This is a genomic window from Caballeronia sp., assembly GCF_049581465.1.
Taxonomy (GTDB): Bacteria; Pseudomonadota; Gammaproteobacteria; order Burkholderiales; family Burkholderiaceae; genus Caballeronia.
In genome coordinates this window covers 1-18,688 of record NZ_JBAUSA010000973.1, presented here as the reverse complement: position 1 = coordinate 18,688, position 18,688 = coordinate 1, and the positions used below count along the sequence as shown (strand labels likewise).

Annotated in this window: 16 protein-coding genes; 9 read left to right on the top strand and 7 right to left on the bottom strand. The window is 59.0% G+C overall.

The features are described from left to right. Positions 1–767 (bottom strand): ABC transporter ATP-binding protein (locus tag WCA53_RS23955; RefSeq protein ID WP_423916311.1); only part of this gene is annotated, 767 nt, incomplete at its 3' end. Between the two features lie 145 nt (positions 768–912). After that, positions 913–1,866 carry a LysR family transcriptional regulator gene (locus tag WCA53_RS23950; RefSeq protein ID WP_423916309.1) on the bottom strand — a complete coding sequence of 318 codons (954 nt, stop codon included), beginning with the start codon at positions 1,864–1,866 and terminating at the stop codon, positions 913–915. A 250-nt stretch (positions 1,867–2,116) separates the two neighbouring features. On the opposite strand from WCA53_RS23950, the gene WCA53_RS23945 reads away from it, so the two are divergent. From WCA53_RS23945 to WCA53_RS23915, 7 genes are all read left to right on the top strand, one after another. Beyond that, entirely contained in the window at positions 2,117–3,472 is a 1,356-nt protein-coding gene (locus WCA53_RS23945) for an NAD(P)-binding domain-containing protein (protein WP_423916317.1), read from the top strand. A 129-nt stretch (positions 3,473–3,601) separates the two neighbouring features. Further along, entirely contained in the window at positions 3,602–4,039 is a 438-nt protein-coding gene (locus WCA53_RS23940) for a RidA family protein (RefSeq protein WP_423916307.1), read from the top strand. Positions 4,040–4,049: 10 nt separating this feature from the next. Continuing rightward, positions 4,050–4,727: a DUF1028 domain-containing protein gene (locus WCA53_RS23935; RefSeq protein WP_423916304.1), complete on the top strand. Its 678-nt coding sequence runs from the start codon at positions 4,050–4,052 to the stop codon at positions 4,725–4,727. Then, positions 4,720–5,874, top strand: a complete 1,155-nt coding sequence (argE, locus tag WCA53_RS23930; RefSeq protein WP_423916302.1) for an acetylornithine deacetylase — start codon at positions 4,720–4,722, stop codon at positions 5,872–5,874. The genes WCA53_RS23935 and argE overlap by 8 nt, the downstream gene beginning before the upstream one ends. Before the next feature lie 184 nt (positions 5,875–6,058). After that, positions 6,059–7,447, top strand: a complete 1,389-nt coding sequence (locus WCA53_RS23925) for a purine-cytosine permease family protein (RefSeq protein ID WP_423916300.1) — start codon at positions 6,059–6,061, stop codon at positions 7,445–7,447. A gap of 256 nt (positions 7,448–7,703) precedes the next feature. Further along, entirely contained in the window at positions 7,704–8,738 is a 1,035-nt protein-coding gene (locus WCA53_RS23920; protein ID WP_423916298.1) for an alpha/beta fold hydrolase, read from the top strand. Between the two features lie 130 nt (positions 8,739–8,868). Next, complete coding sequence (locus WCA53_RS23915; protein ID WP_423916295.1) at positions 8,869–10,335, top strand: ATP-binding domain-containing protein; 1,467 nt, start codon at positions 8,869–8,871, stop codon at positions 10,333–10,335. 79 nt (positions 10,336–10,414) lie between these two features. Here the strand turns inward: WCA53_RS23915 and WCA53_RS23910 are convergent, their stop codons facing one another. The 4 genes from WCA53_RS23910 to WCA53_RS23895 all read right to left on the bottom strand — a co-directional run bounded on the left by WCA53_RS23910 (position 10,415) and on the right by WCA53_RS23895 (position 13,822). Then, positions 10,415–11,947, bottom strand: coding sequence for a class I tRNA ligase family protein (locus WCA53_RS23910; protein WP_423916293.1), 1,533 nt, complete (start codon positions 11,945–11,947; stop codon positions 10,415–10,417). Between the two features lie 267 nt (positions 11,948–12,214). Further along, positions 12,215–12,616 (bottom strand): hypothetical protein, encoded by a 402-nt coding sequence (locus tag WCA53_RS23905; protein WP_423916291.1) that lies wholly within the window; start codon positions 12,614–12,616, stop codon positions 12,215–12,217. 28 nt (positions 12,617–12,644) lie between these two features. Further along, complete coding sequence (locus tag WCA53_RS23900; protein ID WP_423916289.1) at positions 12,645–13,118, bottom strand: GNAT family N-acetyltransferase; 474 nt, start codon at positions 13,116–13,118, stop codon at positions 12,645–12,647. After that, a complete protein-coding gene (locus tag WCA53_RS23895) occupies positions 13,112–13,822 on the bottom strand; it encodes an HAD family hydrolase (RefSeq protein ID WP_423916287.1) in 711 nt (236 codons plus the stop codon). The genes WCA53_RS23900 and WCA53_RS23895 overlap by 7 nt, the downstream gene beginning before the upstream one ends. Positions 13,823–14,049: 227 nt before the next feature. Between WCA53_RS23895 and WCA53_RS23890 the strand changes: the two genes are divergently transcribed. Then, on the top strand, positions 14,050–14,625 hold the full coding sequence (locus WCA53_RS23890) for a GNAT family N-acetyltransferase (RefSeq protein WP_423916314.1): 576 nt from the start codon (positions 14,050–14,052) through the stop codon (positions 14,623–14,625). Positions 14,626–14,762: 137 nt separating this feature from the next. Next, a complete protein-coding gene (locus WCA53_RS23885) occupies positions 14,763–15,470 on the top strand; it encodes an H-NS family nucleoid-associated regulatory protein (RefSeq protein ID WP_423916285.1) in 708 nt (235 codons plus the stop codon). Positions 15,471–15,540: 70 nt separating this feature from the next. On the opposite strand, the gene WCA53_RS23880 is transcribed toward WCA53_RS23885, so the two are convergent. Beyond that, on the bottom strand, positions 15,541–18,688 hold a 3,148-nt coding region (locus WCA53_RS23880; RefSeq protein WP_423916283.1), incomplete at its 5' end, for an ATP-binding protein.

The following is an 18,688-nucleotide window of genomic DNA, read 5'->3' as shown; positions in this document are numbered from 1 at the left end:
GCCCAGCTCTGATCGAGATTGGACACGCGCCCGGTCAGGCCGTTGTTCTCGCCGACGAAGTTGGCGACAAACGCGTTCTGTGCGTTTTCGTAGAGCTCGGTAGGCGTGGCAGCCTGTTGAATGCGGCCATCGGAAAACACCGCGACACGGTCGGACATGGTCAGCGCTTCGGCCTGGTCGTGCGTGACGTAGACGATCGTCAACCCGAGGTCGCGGTGCAGCCGCATGATTTCGTATTGCATCGTTTCGCGCAGACGTTTGTCGAGCGCGCCGAGCGGCTCGTCCATCAGCACCACGCTCGGCTCGAAGACGAGCGCACGTGCAAGCGCCACGCGCTGCTGCTGGCCGCCCGAAAGCTGCGACGGACGACGCGCTGCAAGGTGCGACAACTCGATCATGTCGAGCGCACGCTTGACACGCAGTTTCTGAACGCTACGGCTCAGGTGGCGCACCGATAGCGGAAACGCGACGTTCTCGGCAATCGTCAGGTGCGGAAATAACGCGTAGTTCTGGAACACCATACCAATGTCGCGTTGATACGGCGGCTTGTCGTCCAGCCGCCGGCCGTTGAGCCTGATCTCACCGTGCGTGGGCGATTCGAAGCCGGCGAGCATCATCAGTGTGGTTGTCTTTCCGGAGCCAGACGGGCCGAGCAGCGACACGAATTCGCCCTTTTGCACGTCCAGATCGAGTCCCTGAACGACGGCGTGAATGCCGTCATAGGTTTTGCTCACGTTCCTGAAGGAAATGAAGGATTCGGGTGACATAGAGGCATCGGGTTGATGTGGTATGCAACCGAATCTATCAAGCCAATTTGCAAAATGAAAACATTGTTTATACATGCACAACCAATGTTTTTCCTATGCAATGGGCGTGCTGCCGCATCCCCCCGACCGCGGCAACGCCCCTAGGTTATGACGCTACCTTCCGCGACCGTCCCCCAACCTGGCGATACTGCTTTTTGATCAGCACTTCACAGAAGGACGCGAAGCGCTGCACCACCTGTCTCGGCTTCATGTTGCGCGACTGCGCAATGCCTAGCGTGACGGGTGCGACGGCGTCCGTGAACTGCCTTACGACAAAATCTTCGCCGTCCACGGTCTGGGTCGATTTGAGCGGAAAGTTCAGGATGCTGTAGCCCAGGCCGTTTGCCACCATACCGCGTACCACCTCCGGTTGTGCGGACCTGAACGTCGCGACCGGACGCTCCCCCACCCCTTCGAACAGTGACGCAAAATATTCGCGGCTGTGTGGCAAATCCAGCATCACGTAGGACTCCCCTTGAAGACTGGCGAGCGTGACCACGCGACGCTGAGCCAGATGATGGGTTTTCGGCAGAATGACGTAGGGCGGTAGCGTCAGGAGCGGCAGGAATTCAATGTCGTCAATCAAATCGATGTTGTAGGTTAGCGCGAGGTCGAGGGATCCGTCGTGCAGGCCTGTGAACAAATCCTCCTGGTGCGCTTCGAGTGTTCGGAATGCGATGCCGGCATGTTCTGCGACAAAGCGACTGATGATGCCGGGCAGCAACGGGGGAGCAAGCGAGATCAGGCAGCCAAGCGCGATGCTGCCTGACATCCCTGTGTCCATCCCGCGTGCGGTGACCTGCAGTTCCTCCGCGTTCTTCAGCAGGTCACGCGTCTTGCCAAGCATCTCGTGCCCTGCCTGGGTCATGGAGAGCCCTGAGGCGTGGTGCCGGATGAACAACTGCACACCAAAGGACTCCTCGAGTTCGGCAACCGCCGTCGAGATCGAGGGCTGCGAGATGCGCAAGATTTTTGACGCAGCGGTAAACGACAGCGCCTCTGCCGTCACGACGAAATACCGCAACTGGCGCAGCGAATACCGAAGTGGTGTGTTTTCCATTGATACGTGCCTGTAAATAAAGTGATTCGCGGACGCCCCGCTCGGGCTAAGCCCATCCCGAGGTCAAGTTTTCGGCGTCGCTACATAGGATAAACGTATCCACTGCATCTTTTAAATATATTTTCCAAATGTCGTTACACCGCGTAGATTTCATCCGTCGGTCAAGCCAATGCCAGCCCATGGAGGACAACATGCAAGCAGTAGATGCAACGACGAAAACAAGAAGGAGGAAGCCGTGCCAGCCAAAAGCATGTCAATAGATACGCTCGTTGTGGGCGCCGGTCAGGCCGGCGTGGCCATGAGTGAACACCTGAGCAAACTAGGCGTGCCCCACCTAGTCCTGGAGCGCAATCGTGTCGCCGAACGCTGGCGCACGGGACGGTGGGATTCGCTCGTTGCCAATGGTCCAGCCTGGCACGATCGATTCCCGGGTCTGGAGTTCGACGATCTCGACCCCGACGCCTTTGCCCCGAAAGAGCGGGTTGCCGACTATTTTGAAGCCTATGCCAGGAAGTTCAACGCCCCCATCCGCACGGGTGTGGAAGTGAAGAAAGTGGTGCGCAGTGCCGGCCGCCCGGGCTTCACAGTTGAAACAACTGAGGGCGTAATTGAGGCTAACCGCGTGGTTGTCGCAACCGGACCTTTTCAGCGTCCTGTTATCCCACCGATCGCCCCTAAAGCCGAGAAGCTCATACAGATCCACTCTGCCGAATATCGTAATCCGGAGCAACTGCCGGAGGGTGCTGTCCTGGTAGTCGGTGCCGGGTCGTCAGGAGTGCAGATCGCGGATGAGCTGCAGCGTTCAGGCAAGAAGGTTTTTCTCTCGGTTGGACCGCACGATCGTCCTCCACGCGAGTATCGCAAGCGTGACTTCTGCTGGTGGCTGGGCGTTCTCGGCGAATGGGATGCCGAGGCCGCGAGGCCGGGCACGGAGCATGTCACCATCGCAGTAAGCGGTGCTCGTGGCGGCCATACGATTGACTTCCGGGCTCTTGCCCATCAGGGGATGACGCTCGTCGGCCTGACGAAATCGTTCAATGACGGTGTAGTGACCTTTGAACCGGATCTTGCAGTCAACCTCGCTCGCGGCGATGAGAACTATCTGTCGCTGCTCAATGCAGCTGACGCCTATATAGCACGCCATGGTCTCGACCTTCCGGAGGAACCTGAAGCCCGCAATACGCTCCCGAATCCGGAATGTGTGACCCATCCCATTCTTGAGCTCAATCTGGCCGAGACCGGCGTTACCTCGATCGTCTGGGCAACCGGCTATGCAGTTGACTACACCTGGCTGAAAGTCAACGCCTTCGACGCAAACGGTAAGCCGCAGCATCAGCGCGGCGTTTCGACTGAGCCTGGAGTTTACTTCCTGGGTCTGCCATGGCTGTCGCGTCGCGGCTCCGCTTTCATCTGGGGCGTCTGGCACGATGCCAGGCTTATTGCCGACCATATCGTCACGCAGCGCAAATATCTCTCCTACCGTGATGCGGCGCAGCGCCAGGCAGAACACGGTCGCGAAATCTACATTAACGGCGAACGCGTTAAGGACCTCACTACCCGCCCGGCTCCGGTGACGCGTGCAGCCAAGAAGGGCGTATCGGCCTGAACCCTTCGCCTGAGCCCCCCTATCCCCTCGCCTCCCCATTCAAGGGCGCCTGGTCACCTTCGCGGCTGCCCATTGGCCATTCCCCTCATCTCGGGGAGGCGATTTTTTCATGAGTATCGAGGTCCACTAATGAGCCAACCTACGCACACCCGCATCCGCATGTTCAACACCCGCGAAACCTACCCGAACCAGACGCTGGATAACGATCTCTGTCAGGCCGTGCGCGCTGGCAACACCGTCTATGTGCGTGGTCAGGTAGGCACCGATTTCGAAGGCCAGCTCGTCGGGCTCGGCGACCCGCGGGCCCAGGCGGGGCAGGCGATGAAGAACGTCAAGCAGTTGCTGGAAGAAGCGGGCAGCGATATGTCCCACATCGTCAAGACAACAACCTACCTGATCGACCCGCGTTATCGCGAGCCGGTGTACCAGGAGGTCGGCAAATGGCTTAAGGGCGTGTTCCCCATTTCCACCGGCCTGGTTGTGAGCGCACTGGGCCAGCCGCAGTGGCTCATGGAAATCGATGTGATCGCGGTGATCCCGGATGACTGGAAGCCGAACCAGGCCTGAGGAGCAAGACATGACATTTTCTATCATAGGACGTTGCCCGGAAACCGGACAGCTTGGGATCGCCATCAGCTCTTCCAGTATCGCGGTGGGTGCTCGATGCCCCTGGGTGCGTGCAGGTGTGGGTGCGGTGGCGACCCAGAACGTCACCCTGCCGGCCCTTGGCCCGCACATCCTCGACCTTCTCGAAACCCAGCGAATTGAGCCTGCAGCTGCCCTGGATCGAGCGCTCAGCGCCGACGGTTGGAATCAGTATCGACAAGTGACGGTGATCGATGACCAAGGCCGTACCGCGATTTTCAGCGGCAAAGAAGCACTGGGGGTGCACAACGCCCTGGCTGGCGAGCAGTGCGTTGCTGCTGGCAACTTGCTGGCTAGTGTCCAGGTCATCGAAGCCATGGTCAAGGCCTTCGAGAATGCGCCCGGAATGCTTGCCGATCGCCTGCTGGTGGCCATGCATGCCGCGATTGTCGCCGGTGGTGAGGCGGGACCCGTGCACTCGGCGACGCTTAAGGTCGTTGGCGACGTGATTTGGCCGATCATCGATCTGCGGGTCGACTGGGCAGATGAAGGTCCTGTCGACCAGTTGGAAAGTCTCTGGCAAGCCTATAGGCCGCAGATGCAGGACTACCTCGCTCGGGCGTTGAATCCGGCCGCGGCTCCAAGCTACGGGGTACTGGGCAATGAGTGACGTGTCAAGCCGCGAACTGCTCGAACGGCTGATCGGTTTCGCCACGGTCAGTCGGGATTCCAACCTGGGACTGATCGCTTTTATTCGGCAGTACTTGGCGGAACTCGGTGTGGAGAGCGAACTTTTCTACAACCCGGAGCGCACCAAGGCCAACCTGTTTGCCACCATCGGTCCCCGCGACCGTGGTGGTGTCGTGCTTGCCGGTCATACCGATGTAGTGCCGGTGGATGGACAGGCCTGGACGGTGGATCCGTTCCGTCTCACCGAGCAAGACGGGCGGTTGTACGGTCGCGGCACGGCCGACATGAAGGGCTTCATCGCCTCGGTGTTGGCCGCGGTACCGGCCTTTCTCAAGCAGACGCTGAAGCTGCCCATACACCTTGCGTTCTCCTATGACGAGGAAGTGGGATGCCTCGGCGTACGATCGATGTTGGCGGAACTGGAAAAGCGTCCCCACAAGCCGCGCATGTGCCTGATCGGTGAACCTACCGAGTTGAAACCCGTGCTGGGCCACAAGGGCAAGCTGGCCATGCGATGCCAGGTGAAAGGGGCTGCCTGTCACTCGGCCTACGCACCCAATGGGGTCAACGCTATCGAATATGCGGCGCGACTGATCGGCCGTCTGGGAGAGATCGGTGCACACCTGGCACGGCCTGAACATCATGATCCGCGTTTTAATCCGCCGTTCTCGACAGTGCAGACCGGCGTCATCAAAGGGGGTCGGGCGCTGAACATCGTGCCGGCTGAATGCGAATTCGATTTCGAGGTACGCGCCCTGCCCGGCTTCAATGCCCACGAGGTGGCCGATGAGTTGCTGACCTATGCCGAGGCCGAGCTGCTGCCGACGATGCGTTCGGTTCAGCCCGATACGGGCATTCGCTTGCAGCCGCTCTCCGCCTACCCGGGATTGGCCACCTCGCCTGATAGCGAAGCGGCACGTCTGTTAGCGCTGCTGAGCGGTTCCACTGAATTCGGTACGGTGGCATTCGGCACAGAAGGCGGACTGTTCGACCAGGCCGGCGTTCCCACGGTGGTCTGCGGGCCGGGAAGCATGGATCAAGGGCACAAGCCAGACGAATTTATTACCCTCGAGCAACTGACCCGCTGCGATGCAATGCTGGCTCGCCTATGCTCGGCTCTAGCTTAGCGTGCAGCTAATGCTTGATTGACAGCAATGTGACTTGCAGAATTTCCCAAGATTATATTTTAGATTTCAATCGAATTCGCCGCGCCTACCATAGGAAGAGTGAGTGCCCGCTCTTGAGGACTTTTCCTGGTTGCACAGCAGGCCGGCGGATTCGCATTGATCGCCCATTAGGTGGAGAAGACACATGACTCAGGAAGACGCGATTTCCCGTCTTGAGCGAAACACAATTCAACCCATTCCTGCGTCCATGCGGCACGGCAAGGCCAGCGACCTCTTCACGATCTGGTTCGGTTCCAACATCATGCTGCTGACGGTCGTCACCGGGGCGCTGGCCGTCACGGTATTCAAGCAGCCGTTTTGGTGGGGCGTGCTCGCCATCGTCATCGGCAACATGGTCGGCGCGGTATTCATGGCGCTGCACTCCGCGCAAGGGCCGCAACTCGGCGTGCCCCAGATGGTGCAGACCCGCGGCCAGTTCGGCTCACTCGGCTCGCTGCTGGTGGTCGGGATCGTGGTGATCATGTACCTCGGCTTCTTCGCATCGAATCTCGTGCTAGGGGGTCAGGCGCTGCGCAGTATCACGCCCGCGGTCACAGTCAACGAGGGGGTGGTGGTGGTCGGCATCCTGAGTCTGGTCGCGACGATCTTCGGCTACAACCTGATCCACGCCTATGCGCGCCTGATGGCCTGGTGTTCGGGCCTGGTTCTTGTGCTCACGTTTGCCTGGATCATTTTTGTGCACGGCCTGCCGGTCGATTTCCTGACGAAGAACTCGCCGAACCTCGTCGGCTTTCTCGGCACGGTGTCGGTCGCAGCGCTCTGGCAGATTGCCTACGCACCCTACGTGTCCGACTATTCGCGCTACATGCCGAAGGACACGGGCGCTAAAAGCGCCTTCTGGGCCAGTTATTGGGGATGCACGCTAGGCTCCATCCTGCCGATGGTGCTGGGCGCCCTGGTAGGACTGGTGGTTAAAGACGGCGATGTCGTGAACGGTCTGACCTCGCTCACGCACGGGGTCAGCGGGCTCGTGGTCATCGTGCTGTCGCTCGGAATTGCCGCGGCCAATGCGATGAATCTTTACTGCGGCGCGCTCTCGACGATCGCCATCATCCAGACGTTGATTCCGACCTGGTCTGGCAAGGCGCGCGCCCGCGTGGTTACGGCGCTGGTGCTGTTCAGCATCTCGCTCGTGATTGCGTTGTTCGGCCAGGCCAACTTCCTCGACGAATACACCAATTTCATCTTGCTGTTGCTGTATGTACTGGTGCCCTGGACGGCAGTGAACCTGATCGACTATTACCTCGTCTGCCACGGCGAGTACGACGTCGATTCGTTCTTCAAGCAAGACGGCGGGATTTACGGACGCTTCAACGGTATCGCGATCGCCTCATACTTGTTTGGCATCGCCGTGCAGCTACCGCTTGTCGCGACCGACATCTACACCGGTCCGATCGCCCATAAACTGCATGGCGCCGACGTCTCGTGGATCGTCGGCCTGGTGCTGACCTCACTGGTCTATTACGTCGGTTGCAAGTGCTTTCCCCGCATACGCGTGGGGGTCAGGGCCTGAGCGTTCCATGCCCGCTTGTTGGTCTTGACGGTTCGCTTGCATGCTCCGTCATGTCTCAAGGTTTGCCGCACTCATACTTTAGTACGTCTTGTTTCACATCAATGTCCAGCGGATCATGGTCGCTATCGATGCGTCGTTTAGCTAACCGATGCACGCCGCGATGGCGCCGCAACGGACGGTGCAATCGCCGCTCGTGTGGACCCTCTACGGGTCGCGTTCCGGTGACCCAACCCAACCTTGATAGAGGAAATGAAAAATGCCTCAAGAAATCAGCCAGAACCGCCGTCGGCTCTTCGGCGCTGCCGCCTTAACCCTTGCTGCTGCCCCATTTGGCGGGATCGGTACCGCCCAAGCGCAATCCACGGTGCCCGCGATCAAGCCGGGGACGAACACGACATTCGCTAATCTAAAGCAGATCGAGGCCGGCCCGCTGAATGTCGGATACGCAGAAGCGGGTCCCGCCGATGGCCCACCTGTCGTTCTTCTTCACGGCTGGCCCTACGATATCTACAGCTACGCCGATGTCACAGCGCTGCTCGCAGCGGCGGGATACCGGGTGCTTGTGCCGTATGTGCGTGGCTGCGGCACGACGCGTTTCCTTTCAAGCGCGACGGTGCGCAATGGTCAACAAGCGGTGGTTGCGGTCGACGTGATTGCCTTTATGGATGCACTCAAGATCCAAAAGGCGATCGTCGCAGGTTATGACTGGGGCGCGCGGTCCGCCGACATTGTCGCGGCACTCTGGCCCGAGCGTTGCAAGGGTCTGGTTTCTGTCAGCGGCTATCTGATCGGGAGCGTTCAAGCCAACCAGACGCCGTTGCCGCCGAAGGCTGAGTTCCTATGGTGGTACCAGTATTATTTCTCGACGCAACGCGGCGTGCTCGGCTACACCAAGTATCGAGCGGATTTCGCAAAACTCATTTGGCAACTCGCATCGCCGAAGTGGGCGTTCGACGATGCCACGTTCGCGCGCACGGCAGCATCGTTCGACAATCCGGACTACGTAGCGATCGTGATTCATAACTACCGGTGGCGGCTCGGCCTCGCCAAGGGCGAAGCGAAATACGACAGTCTGGAAAAGCGCCTGGCCGCGAGCCCGGTCATCACGGTGCCAACGATCACGATGGAAGGCGACGCAAACGGCGCTCCTCACCCCGACAGCGCAGCCTACGCAAGCAAATTTTCGGGCAAATACGAGCATCGACTGATCACGGGTGGCATCGGTCACAATCTTCCTCAGGAAGCACCTCAGGCCTTCGCCCAAGCAATTGTCGACGTCGATAAACTCTGACAGGAAGGAAACGCAACCTGGATTCGGCCGTCGCACCGCGGGCTCACAACCCGGCGGCTATGCGACGGCTTCTGGCGCTCCGGCAATTTTCCGGCACACTACGGGCATCTCCGCTCAAGCCGTACGTGCCATGCCCCATTCGTTTAAGCCTACCGCCGAACAGCACGCGATCGTCGATGCTGTTCTCGGCGGCGGCGACCTGAAGATCAAGGCGTATGCCGGCGCGGGAAAGACTTCGACGCTACGGTTGATTGCCGATCATCTCGCGGGTAAGCGCGGCAGCTATCTCGCGTTCAACAAGGAGATCGCCGAGCACGCGCGCCGCGGCTTTCCGCGCAATGTCAGCGCGCGTACCGTGCATTCGCTCGCGTATGCCTCCGTGGCCCCCGCCCTGACCTCGCGCGTGAACCTCCCGGCTGAACCCCCGCACGAATTGGCGGCTCGCTACGGGATCGGGGCGATACAGGTGCCCACCATCACCGACAAAACCGTCGAGATCACGCCCTTCGAACTGGGTCGGATGGTGGCCGACGGCCTGGGCAGGTTTTGCCGTTCGGCGCAACTGCGACCGGAGGCTTCCCACATCCCTGTCGATGAAAAAGTGCAAGACAAGGCCGCTGACTGGCTGCGCGAATCCTTGCTTCCCTCCGTAGTGCGCCTGTGGAATGAAAGCATAGACCTACGTGGGCGCCGCGCCATTGTGCCGGATGTCTATTTAAAAGTCTGGGCGCAGACAGAGCCGCGTATCGATGCAGATTTCATCCTGTTCGACGAGTCCCAGGACAGCGATGGCGTCATGCTCTCGGTGCTTGGCCGCCAGCGCCACGCGCAGATCATCTACGTCGGCGACCCCTATCAGCAAATCTATGAATGGCGCGGCGCTGTCAATGCAATGGCTCAGATCGACGCGCCCGAGCGTGCGCTAACCGAGTCCTTCCGCTTCGGACCCACGCTCGCGGCGCTCGCTAGCCGTATTCTGTCTCTGCTTGGCGAGCGCACGCCCATTCGCGGCCAGGATGGAATCGGGTCGATCATGGTGGAGGATCCGACTATCTCACCGCCCGTCGATGCCATTTTGTGCCGCAAGAATGTGACGGCGATCTGGCAACTGGCCGTGGGTGTCGAAGCGGGACACAAGCCGGCTATCCGTATGAGCCCGACGGAGATCGTCGCGTTCGCTGACGGTGCAGATCAGTTGCTCGCCGGCAAGCGCGCTTTCCGGCCGGCGGCATTTTCGCTGTTCGAAACTTGGAAGGACGCTCAGTCGTTCGCCCGGAGCGCGGTCGGGCGCGACTTACTACCGATCGTGCGAATCGTTGACGAGTTTGGCACCGCCTATCTGCGGGAGCTGGCGCGACGAGTGACGCCGGAGGCCGGCGCCGACTATGTGATCTCGACCGTTCACCGCGCCAAGGGGCTGCAATGGAAACGCGTGAAAGTAGCCAACGATTTCCGTTTCAAGACCGTGGACGGGCGCCTGACGCTAGACGAGGACGAGATGCGCCTGCTGTACGTGGCTGTGACGCGCGCACAGCATGTGCTGGACATCTCCGAACTACGCGACGAGCTGTTACGGTTGTTTGGTTCGCGTCGGTGAAGATAGCGGCCATTCCGGCGACGATGATCGGCTGATGCGGGTAGATTGCCACCATCGTCGCGATACGCGTCGTCCGGCCCTACGCGTCGTCCTCGCCTGTTCGCTTTGGAAACAGGATGCCTTCCTTAACGGTGCTCCCCGGTTTTACGCCATGGCCCCAAGGCAAATCCCAGCAGGGTTCGACTGAACCTCCAAGCAAGATTCGCAACTCATGCATCTTGCCCGGCATCACGGGATGCAGCAGGTTGCTGACGCTGTAGAGCGCTTCCAGCAATGTATAAAGGACAGTGTCCAGCCGGTCTGACGCGTCGGGGTCCTTAGCAAGCGCCCATGGCGTACTGCTCGCGACATAGCCGTTGAGCTGTTTGACTAGATCCATCACCTGTTCCGCCGCGCGGCCGAGTTTCATCTCTTCGACTAATGCCAGGACGACATGCGGCAACTCGCTGGCGCGGGCGATGATGGTCTCTTCACGCGTGTCATAGCGCTTGGGCGCAGGGACCAGGCCGTCGCGATACCTCTTCACCATCGACAGCGTGCGAGCGGCTAGATTACCCAGATCGTCGGCGAGATCGCGATTGCGCCGCTGTTCGATCACCGCGTTGCTGACAATCCCGTCAAAACCGAAGCTGACCTCGCGGATCAACGTATAGCGCAGTGCATCCACGCCGTAAGTGTCCGCCGCCTCTAGCGGATCGACGCCATTTCCGAGCGACTTGCTCATCTTGCGGCCATCGGAACCGAGCAGATGCCCGGATACATACAAGCGACGATACGGCGCGATGCCCAGCGCATGCGTCATGCTCAACCAGAAGAGCGTATGCGTGCGCAGGATATCCTTGCCGATCACATGACGTACGCCAGGCCAGTAGTTGGAAAAGGCAGGCTGGTCGGGATAGCCGAGCGGCGAAACATAGCTTAGGAGCGCGTCGAACCAGACGTAAGTAACGTGTTCAGGATCCCAGGGAATAGGGATGCCCCATTCGAGGCGATTCACGGGACGCGAGATACTCAAGTCGCCTATGGGCTCTTCCAGCAGCTTCAATACTTCGTTGCGGTATTGAACGGGCTGGATCAGATCCGGGGTGTCCAGCAACAACTGACGCATCCAGGCGCGGTGAACTTCCATGCGGAAGAAGTAGTTCGGTTCACGCCGCAATACAGGCGGTTCCTTGTCCTCGGGAAGCTTGCCGTCCACCAGTTCCTTGTCGGTGACAAAGCGCTCCTGGCCAACCGAGTAAAGCCCTTCATAGTCGGCCAGATATATCTCCCCAGCTTCGAAGAGGCGGCTCAGACATTCGGACACGACCTTGGCGTGCGCGGGCGCAGTAGTGCGAACGAACCTATCCGGTTCGACCGACAGGCGGCGCCACGCGTCCTTGAACGTCTCTGCATGCCGATCGGCGAATGCACGCGGCGCCTCATTAGCCTGCGTCGCGGCTTTGGCGATTTTCTCGCCATGCTCGTCGGCGCCGGTGAGCAACATCGCCTGGTGCCCCGCGGCTCGCAGGTAGCGAGCCATGATGTCGGCATGGACGCTGGCATAGGCATGGCCCATATGGGGCCGATCGTTTACGTAGTAAATCGGCGTGGTGATGTATCGGTACGTCATTGCTGCTCCGAAAAAGAAAAGGGACGCCCGTGGCGTCCCTTTTTTAGAAGCAAAAAAGCCCTTAGCGCCCGGGGGAATAACCTTCCAGGAACATACGCATCGAGTGAATGAGGGCTTTGGTAGCTTGAGTATTCATTGGTTTGAATGACTATGAATCAGCGGACTTATCCGCAAGTGCTAAATCCTGCCAGCTAATCAAACGCCTGTCCAGCGCGCAGGCCTACGCAGCGCACTTTGCTGCCCTCGCCGTAACAAGCCGCTGTCAGACTAGTGATAGTTAACAAAATTGATGATGTCATTGAGGAACCACGGCAGGATCAATTGCGTATCGGGATAGCTGGTACCGACGCTGAGCCTCGGTGGCTTTGACGTGGAGTCACCGGCCGTCGCACCGTTGGTAGAGTGCAGGATGTAGGTGTCCGTGTCGGCCGGACCTGGCCGCGCGGTCTGATCATTCGCGGGCGATTCTGTCGAGGCACAGCCGGCGGTGAACACGAAGAGGGCCGCTGCAAAGCAAAAGGGCTTCATGATGGTATGAACTCCTGCAACGTTGCTTTGACAATATAGCCGATGAAGAATTCTTCCGGTACGTGGCTGGACTCGGCCGAAACGCAGGAGGCGCAGTCCTTCGACCTGAAACCGCCAATCCATTTTCTCAATACCGGCCATTGGCAGACGTCCTTTGCTACTGCGGCATCTAGGAGAGCGCCTTCGTCATGCTGATATGCGTCGCCTGATATCCAGCTTTCGCGTAAAGGCGCTGAGCACCTGTGTTGTGTCCGAACACATGAAGGTCGATGTATTGCATAGCCAACTCGCTCGCCCACGCTTCCGCGGCTTGCAGAGCACATCTCCCGTAGCCTTGGTCTCGATACTGCGGCAGGACAAGAAGGTCATAGACGAAGGCCCCGCGCCCACGCTCGGATGTTTCTTCGCGCAACCATAGCCAACCGACAGCGGCGGACATTTCCGATGTAAGTAAAGTGAAAAAATGGTGGTCCGGGGTGTCTTGCCCTTCCGGCAATAGCTTGAGGAAGGCTTGGGTCGCGCGCGCCACGGCTGTGTCAGGGCTACCACCATCTGCCTTCAGAACATCCGAGGCGTAGTGGGTCCGCGTTTCAGATTCGTATTCAGCAAACTCACTTTCCGACATTGGGACAAGCTTCAACATAACGGGTTGCTCCCAGAAGACCGGTTTTGCCATTCCAAGAGCAAAGCAGGCAGTTCGTCCATTCTCCGAAGTACGTGCACGGCGCCTGCTTCGCGCAGTGCGTCCGGCGCGCTGTGGCCCTGCTCGTGCGGGCTGTACCCGAAAACCGTAGCGCCTGCAGCGACGCCGGCGGTCACGCCAGTTACAGTGTCTTCCACGATCGCGCAGCGCGCCGGGTCAACATCCAACGCTTTGGCTGCGGCCAGGTATACGTCCGGGTACGGCTTACTGCGCGCCATTTCATGGCCGCTGAAGATTCGGCCGTCGAAGTACTCGGCCATGCCGACCTTCAACAGTTGCAGGTCGACCTTACGCCGGTCCGCACCTGACGCGACTGCAATGCGACCATTGAACTCGTCGTGAATCCTCTGCACCGCCAACAACGCTCCGGGAATGGCGATGAGCTCACGGTCGAGCGCCGCATTGCGCCGCGTCCGAAATTCCATGAGCCATTGCGAAGTGATCGTGACGCCGGTGCGGGCTTTGATGAGTGGCGCCTCGTCCATCACGGTCTTGCCGACGAAGATCCGCATCGTTTCCTCAATGGTGAGGTACCAGCCGAGTTCGCCCAGCATGGAGGTCAGTATGCGGTTAGTGATGGGTTCTGAGTCTACGAGTACGCCGTCGCAGTCGAAGAGTACGGCGTCGAAAAAAAGCTTAGCCATCGGACGGATAACAGGAGTGGTTCTTAGAGCAGGGAAGGATACCGCACGAGGCTGTGACTTGCGCGTTTCGGGTCCGCTCGGGTCTGCTCCTTTGGGCGAACACTCGCGACCGATTCACAACGGCCCTTCGACTTCCCCGGGAGGAGACCCACCACCGTCGCCTGTGGTTGCTCGTCCACGATCTGCATGATTTAATGGCCCGGCCTATTTATAGCTTCGGATCCTTCATGTCCTTCTTCGAGTCGGTCACCCTGACTACCCAGCGTCTTACTCTGCGGCCGCTTCGGCATGAAGATGTGCAGCCGCTGTTCGCAATCTGGTCGGACGTGGACGCGATGCGTTATTTTTCGTTTCCTGCCATGACGCACTTGGATCAGGCAACGGACCGGCTCGCACGCGCATTGAAGCGGTCCGCCGAGGGCCAGGACTTCATTTGCGCAGTGGAGTCGCGCACAACGGGCGAAGTGTTTGGTGATTGCGCTCTCTTTCACCCAGACGAGCAAAGCCGTCGCGTCGAGATAGGCTTCTCTTTGAATCGCAAGCATTGGGGACGTGGCTATATGACCGAGGCGACTTCTGCACTGATTGAGCACGCCTTCGGCGCACTGAATATGCGCAGGATCGAGGCGGATATCGACCCACGCAATGTTGCCTCGGCGCGGCTTCTCGAACGGCTCGGATTTGTCCGCGAAGGGCTGCTGCGTGAACGCTGGATAGTGGGTGAAGAGGTGTCGGACAGCCTGCTGTATGGGCTGCTTGAACGTGATCATCGGACGAACGGGGCCGGTGCTACCCGCGAATAGAAGAACTTAATGTAGAGCGGCCAGGCAACTGCATCTCGCGAATAATCTCGCGAAAACCCACGCGAATACCCTATCAACGCTTTCACACGCTCGACGCTCATGGCATAGTGCGGCCATATCCATTTAAGGAGATCACAATGCCCACTCTCGATCAAATTCAAGAAAAGATGAAGAAACTGCAGGCGCAAGCTGAAACGTTGATTGCAAGGAAGGCGCAAGCGGCCGTCGACCAGATTCGAAATATTATGCTGGAACACGGTTTGACCACCGTAGACATTGAAGTTAAAGCAAAGGCAAAGCGCGACGCGAAAGCGGCGACTGGAAGTACTCCAAACGTCAAAACGAAGGGTGCCGGAAGTATAAAGAGCGGTACCCCGCCAAAATATCAACATCCTAAGACAGGCGCCACCTGGACCGGTCACGGTCGCGCGCCGGCATGGATTGCGGATTCGAAGGACCGCGCCAAGTTCCTGATCGCGAGTGGCACCGACGCTATTCGCACGGCGAGCGTGAGTTCTGTCAGCAAGGCCAAGACGACGGCCAAGAAAGCCTCGGTGGCTGCAGGCAAGCTTGCATCCAGGGGACAGCCTAAAGGACCGCAGCCGGCAAAATACCTCGACCCGAAGACCGGCGCAACCTGGAGCGGACGCGGTCCGGCGCCCGCTTGGCGTGCGGCAGTGAAAGACCGAACGAGGTTTCTGGTTGACGGTGCCGACGTCGCTTCGGCGAAAGCAGGTAACGGAAAGCTTGCAGGCAAAAAAAAGACCGCCAGGAAGGTAGCGACGAAGAAGGCTGTAGCTACGAAGCCCACTCTCCGAAATCGCGCTTCCAGGCCCGTTAAGTAGCCTTATCCTGCTTGGGAGGCGCGGACCGATACATGGGGCCGTACATGGGAGCGGTCCGATAGCTGATTAATCATCTACGGTCCGCAACCGTAGCGGGCAGGGTGAACTGAAAAGTCGCGCCCTGCCCAAGGGCGCCGGCGACCCACAAGCGCCCGCCGTGCGACTCAACGATTGAACGGCTGATGCGAAGCCCCATGCCGGTGCCGTGGGGTTTAGTTGTGAAGAACGGATCGAAAATCTGTTCTGCAAGCTGTGGCGGAACCCCTATGCCGGTATCGCTGACTGAAACAAGAATCTGCTCGTTGTCAGCCCGCTGCGACCTGATGACCATCTCTCGTATTCCGTCAACGTCCTTCATCGCTTCGAAGCTGTTGACAATCAGATTCATCGCGACCTGCTGCAATTGCACGCGATCTCCAACAATCTGAGGAAGATCGGCTGCCAGTTCCGTTCGGACCGATATGTTGTATCGCCCTGCCTCCCCGCGCAGAAGGCCGACAGTTTCTCGAATAATCTCGCTTACGCCAAAGACCTCCCGATTCAGGGCGCCCTTCTCGAATTGTGTGCGGATCCTGCCGATAATCTCAGCAGCGCGTTGTCCGGCTCTCACAATCCTGATGACAGCCGCGCGCGCTTCATCCAGATTCGGCTTGTCGCGATCAAGCCATCGCAAGCAAGCGTTTGCGTAAGTGAGAGCGCCGGTAATTGGTTGATTGATTTCATGAGCCAGGGAAGCCGCGAGCTCTCCCATGGTGGTTACCCGGTTAATGCGTGCAAGATCGGTCAGTGCCTGGCGCAAAGCCTCTTCCGCCCGCGTGCGGTCCGTGATGTCACGAACGGCTCCTACAAATTCGAGGTTGCCGATATTCACCGCCCGGCCCATGGCGTGGACGTACTTGACTCGCCCGTCCGGCATGACGAACCGATGTTCACTATCGAAATCCTTCTTTTCCCTGATCGCCGCGTCAAGAGCCCGCTGAACTGCATCCCGGTCGTCGGGATGCATTCGTTGGAATGCGAGCTCCATGGAGGCTTGCACACCCCGGTCATATTCAAGGATGTTGTAGCCTTCCTCTGACCAGTAGTGCTCTCCGCTTGCAACGTTCCAGCCGAAGGTGCCCGTGTGGCTGATCCTTTGCCCTTGAGCCAGGAAAGCTGCGCTGCGTTGCAAGTCGGTATAGAGGGCGGCATTCTCGAGTGAAATAGCGGCTTGCGAAGCCAGCAATTGCAGTAGGGCAACCCGGTCCGACGTGAAGACGCCCGGTGCCAGGCTGTTCTCAAGATAAAGTGCGCCGACAAACTTCGCCTGCCTGACGATAGGCAGGCAAAGTACGGACCGCGAGCGCTTGCGCCGTACATATTCGTCCTTTGAATACACGATATCGGTGGAGGCATCGTCGAGGAGTACGCGCTCCTGCGTCCGGATAACATAATGCAGCACGGATTGCGGGAGCTCCGACGGCGTGATGGCGGCTTGCCGAACCGCAACCTCGATCCTGCCCGGTCCACTGGTCGCCTCTGCTTCGATGCGCGGCTCGTCGCCCTCAGCGCCACCGCGAAGGAGGATGAGCAATCCTCGCTCGGCCCCGGCATTCTCTACCGCGATTCGCACCAGCTTCCCGATCAGCCTGGGAAGGACAATCTCGCTCGACAGTGCCTGCGAGACCTTGATAACCGTGGCCAGGTCCAGAAGCTCAGTCGGCGCCTCGATGGTGCTCGACGAGCCCGCAGCTTGTTCGTCTTTAATGTGCGGATAGTGCTGATCAAGTTGCCTTACCTTGCCATCCGCTCCCCAATCGAGATAGCAGTACCGGGCATCGCGCAGGTACGCATGGGCAGTCTTGTCGAATCCCCGGGCTGCATAGAAACGCGCCGCAACTTCATTCGCTATCGCTTCATTGTGCACAAAGCCATTCGCGTGCGCTGAACGGATGGCCTTTTCATACGATTGCTCGGCGTCAAGGAAACGCCCTTCGATCCGGGCGATTTCCGCGCCCACCAATGCAGCGCGATTTTCGAAATTCTCCGGGCAATTCGCAGCCCATATTGCAAGCTGACTGTGGTGAGCAGCCAGAGCCTCGAAGTGCTCCTGTCGCGAGCCCTCGGTTGCAGAATCAAAAGCCGCAGCCCGCGCGAGCGCGCTGTAAAAATAGTACTCCGCCACTTCAAAGTAGGAGAGGCATGACCAGAGGAGTCGTTTGGCATTCAGCGACGCCTGGATGGCGGAAGAGTAATCTCCCGCAAAGAAATGCGCCTGCAACTTTCGGATCCAATAAAAACACTCCCGCGTCGCCAAAGTAGCGTTGCTTGAGAACTGACTCTCGAACTGAAGCTCGTCAAAGTGTCCGTCATTGAACGAACCGAATGTCGTTGTCAGGCCCCGGAGTGTTCGGACAAACGCGAGCTGCGTTGCGATCTGGTCAATGAGGCGGCCAAACCGCACTTTTTCTGCGAACGCGAGGCCCGTCTCAGCTTCATGCTGCACCTCGGCCAAAGGATCTCCCGCCGCAATAAGCTTTGTATTCAAGTGGTGGCAGCTAAATGCTCCAAAACTGAGGTCGCCGATCCTGTTCGCGGCGTCGAAGGCGCGACGCACGAGGTCCCGTCCTGTCTTGACGTGTCGCTTCCACGGCACGACACAGTTCCCAAAACGAACATAGACGCGGGCTTGATAGCGATGCAATCCGTGCTTCTCCACGAGATCGTAGCCTAGCTTGCCAAACTGGAATCCGGCCTCATAGTTCCCGAAATGAGGCCCGGCGAGCATACCCAGCGCTACGTACGCCCAGCACGACGCGTCGCAGTTGCCATGCTCCAGGCTGAGGTTAGCTATCCGACAAAGCAAGAGGGCAAGAAAGTTCGCGTCCGTGAACTGTGCAGTTAGCACAGCCTCAGTGAAAACATCTAGAACATCGAGCACACCCGGATCGGTGATCAAGGGCAAGTCAACGAGTTCCCCGATTTGCCGGGTTCCCACCAACGACCAGATTTGCTCGTATTCTCGTGATACTTCCTCGTCGGTAGGATGTGGTGACCAGTCTTTTCCGTGACCTCTTTGGTATTCGATGAATACTTCCACGCCGCGATCGCTGTGACCCAAAAGGTTGTAGAGCGTCAGGCGCAGATGGGTAACAAGTGCTATATCGTGGGCTGTTTTCGCGCGTTCGGCCAACATGTAAAGCCGATCTTCCGCGGTGGACATATCAGCGGTCAGTACT

Bases quoted from the DNA above. Each gene is read 5' to 3' on its own strand.
- WCA53_RS23910 (WP_423916293.1), bottom strand. From the start codon at position 11,947: ATGACGTACCGATACATCACCACGCCGATTTACTACGTAAACGATCGG.
- WCA53_RS23935 (WP_423916304.1), top strand. From the start codon at position 4,050: ATGACATTTTCTATCATAGGACGTTGCCCGGAAACCGGACAGCTTGGG.
- argE (WP_423916302.1), top strand. From the start codon at position 4,720: ATGAGTGACGTGTCAAGCCGCGAACTGCTCGAACGGCTGATCGGTTTC.
- WCA53_RS23915 (WP_423916295.1), top strand. From the start codon at position 8,869: ATGCCCCATTCGTTTAAGCCTACCGCCGAACAGCACGCGATCGTCGAT.
- WCA53_RS23945 (WP_423916317.1), top strand. From the start codon at position 2,117: ATGTCAATAGATACGCTCGTTGTGGGCGCCGGTCAGGCCGGCGTGGCC.
- WCA53_RS23890 (WP_423916314.1), top strand. From the start codon at position 14,050: ATGTCCTTCTTCGAGTCGGTCACCCTGACTACCCAGCGTCTTACTCTG.
- WCA53_RS23895 (WP_423916287.1), bottom strand. From the start codon at position 13,822: ATGGCTAAGCTTTTTTTCGACGCCGTACTCTTCGACTGCGACGGCGTA.
- WCA53_RS23925 (WP_423916300.1), top strand. From the start codon at position 6,059: ATGACTCAGGAAGACGCGATTTCCCGTCTTGAGCGAAACACAATTCAA.
- WCA53_RS23885 (WP_423916285.1), top strand. From the start codon at position 14,763: ATGCCCACTCTCGATCAAATTCAAGAAAAGATGAAGAAACTGCAGGCG.
- WCA53_RS23905 (WP_423916291.1), bottom strand. From the start codon at position 12,616: ATGGCCGGTATTGAGAAAATGGATTGGCGGTTTCAGGTCGAAGGACTG.
- WCA53_RS23920 (WP_423916298.1), top strand. From the start codon at position 7,704: ATGCCTCAAGAAATCAGCCAGAACCGCCGTCGGCTCTTCGGCGCTGCC.
- WCA53_RS23950 (WP_423916309.1), bottom strand. From the start codon at position 1,866: ATGGAAAACACACCACTTCGGTATTCGCTGCGCCAGTTGCGGTATTTC.
- WCA53_RS23900 (WP_423916289.1), bottom strand. From the start codon at position 13,118: ATGTTGAAGCTTGTCCCAATGTCGGAAAGTGAGTTTGCTGAATACGAA.
- WCA53_RS23940 (WP_423916307.1), top strand. From the start codon at position 3,602: ATGAGCCAACCTACGCACACCCGCATCCGCATGTTCAACACCCGCGAA.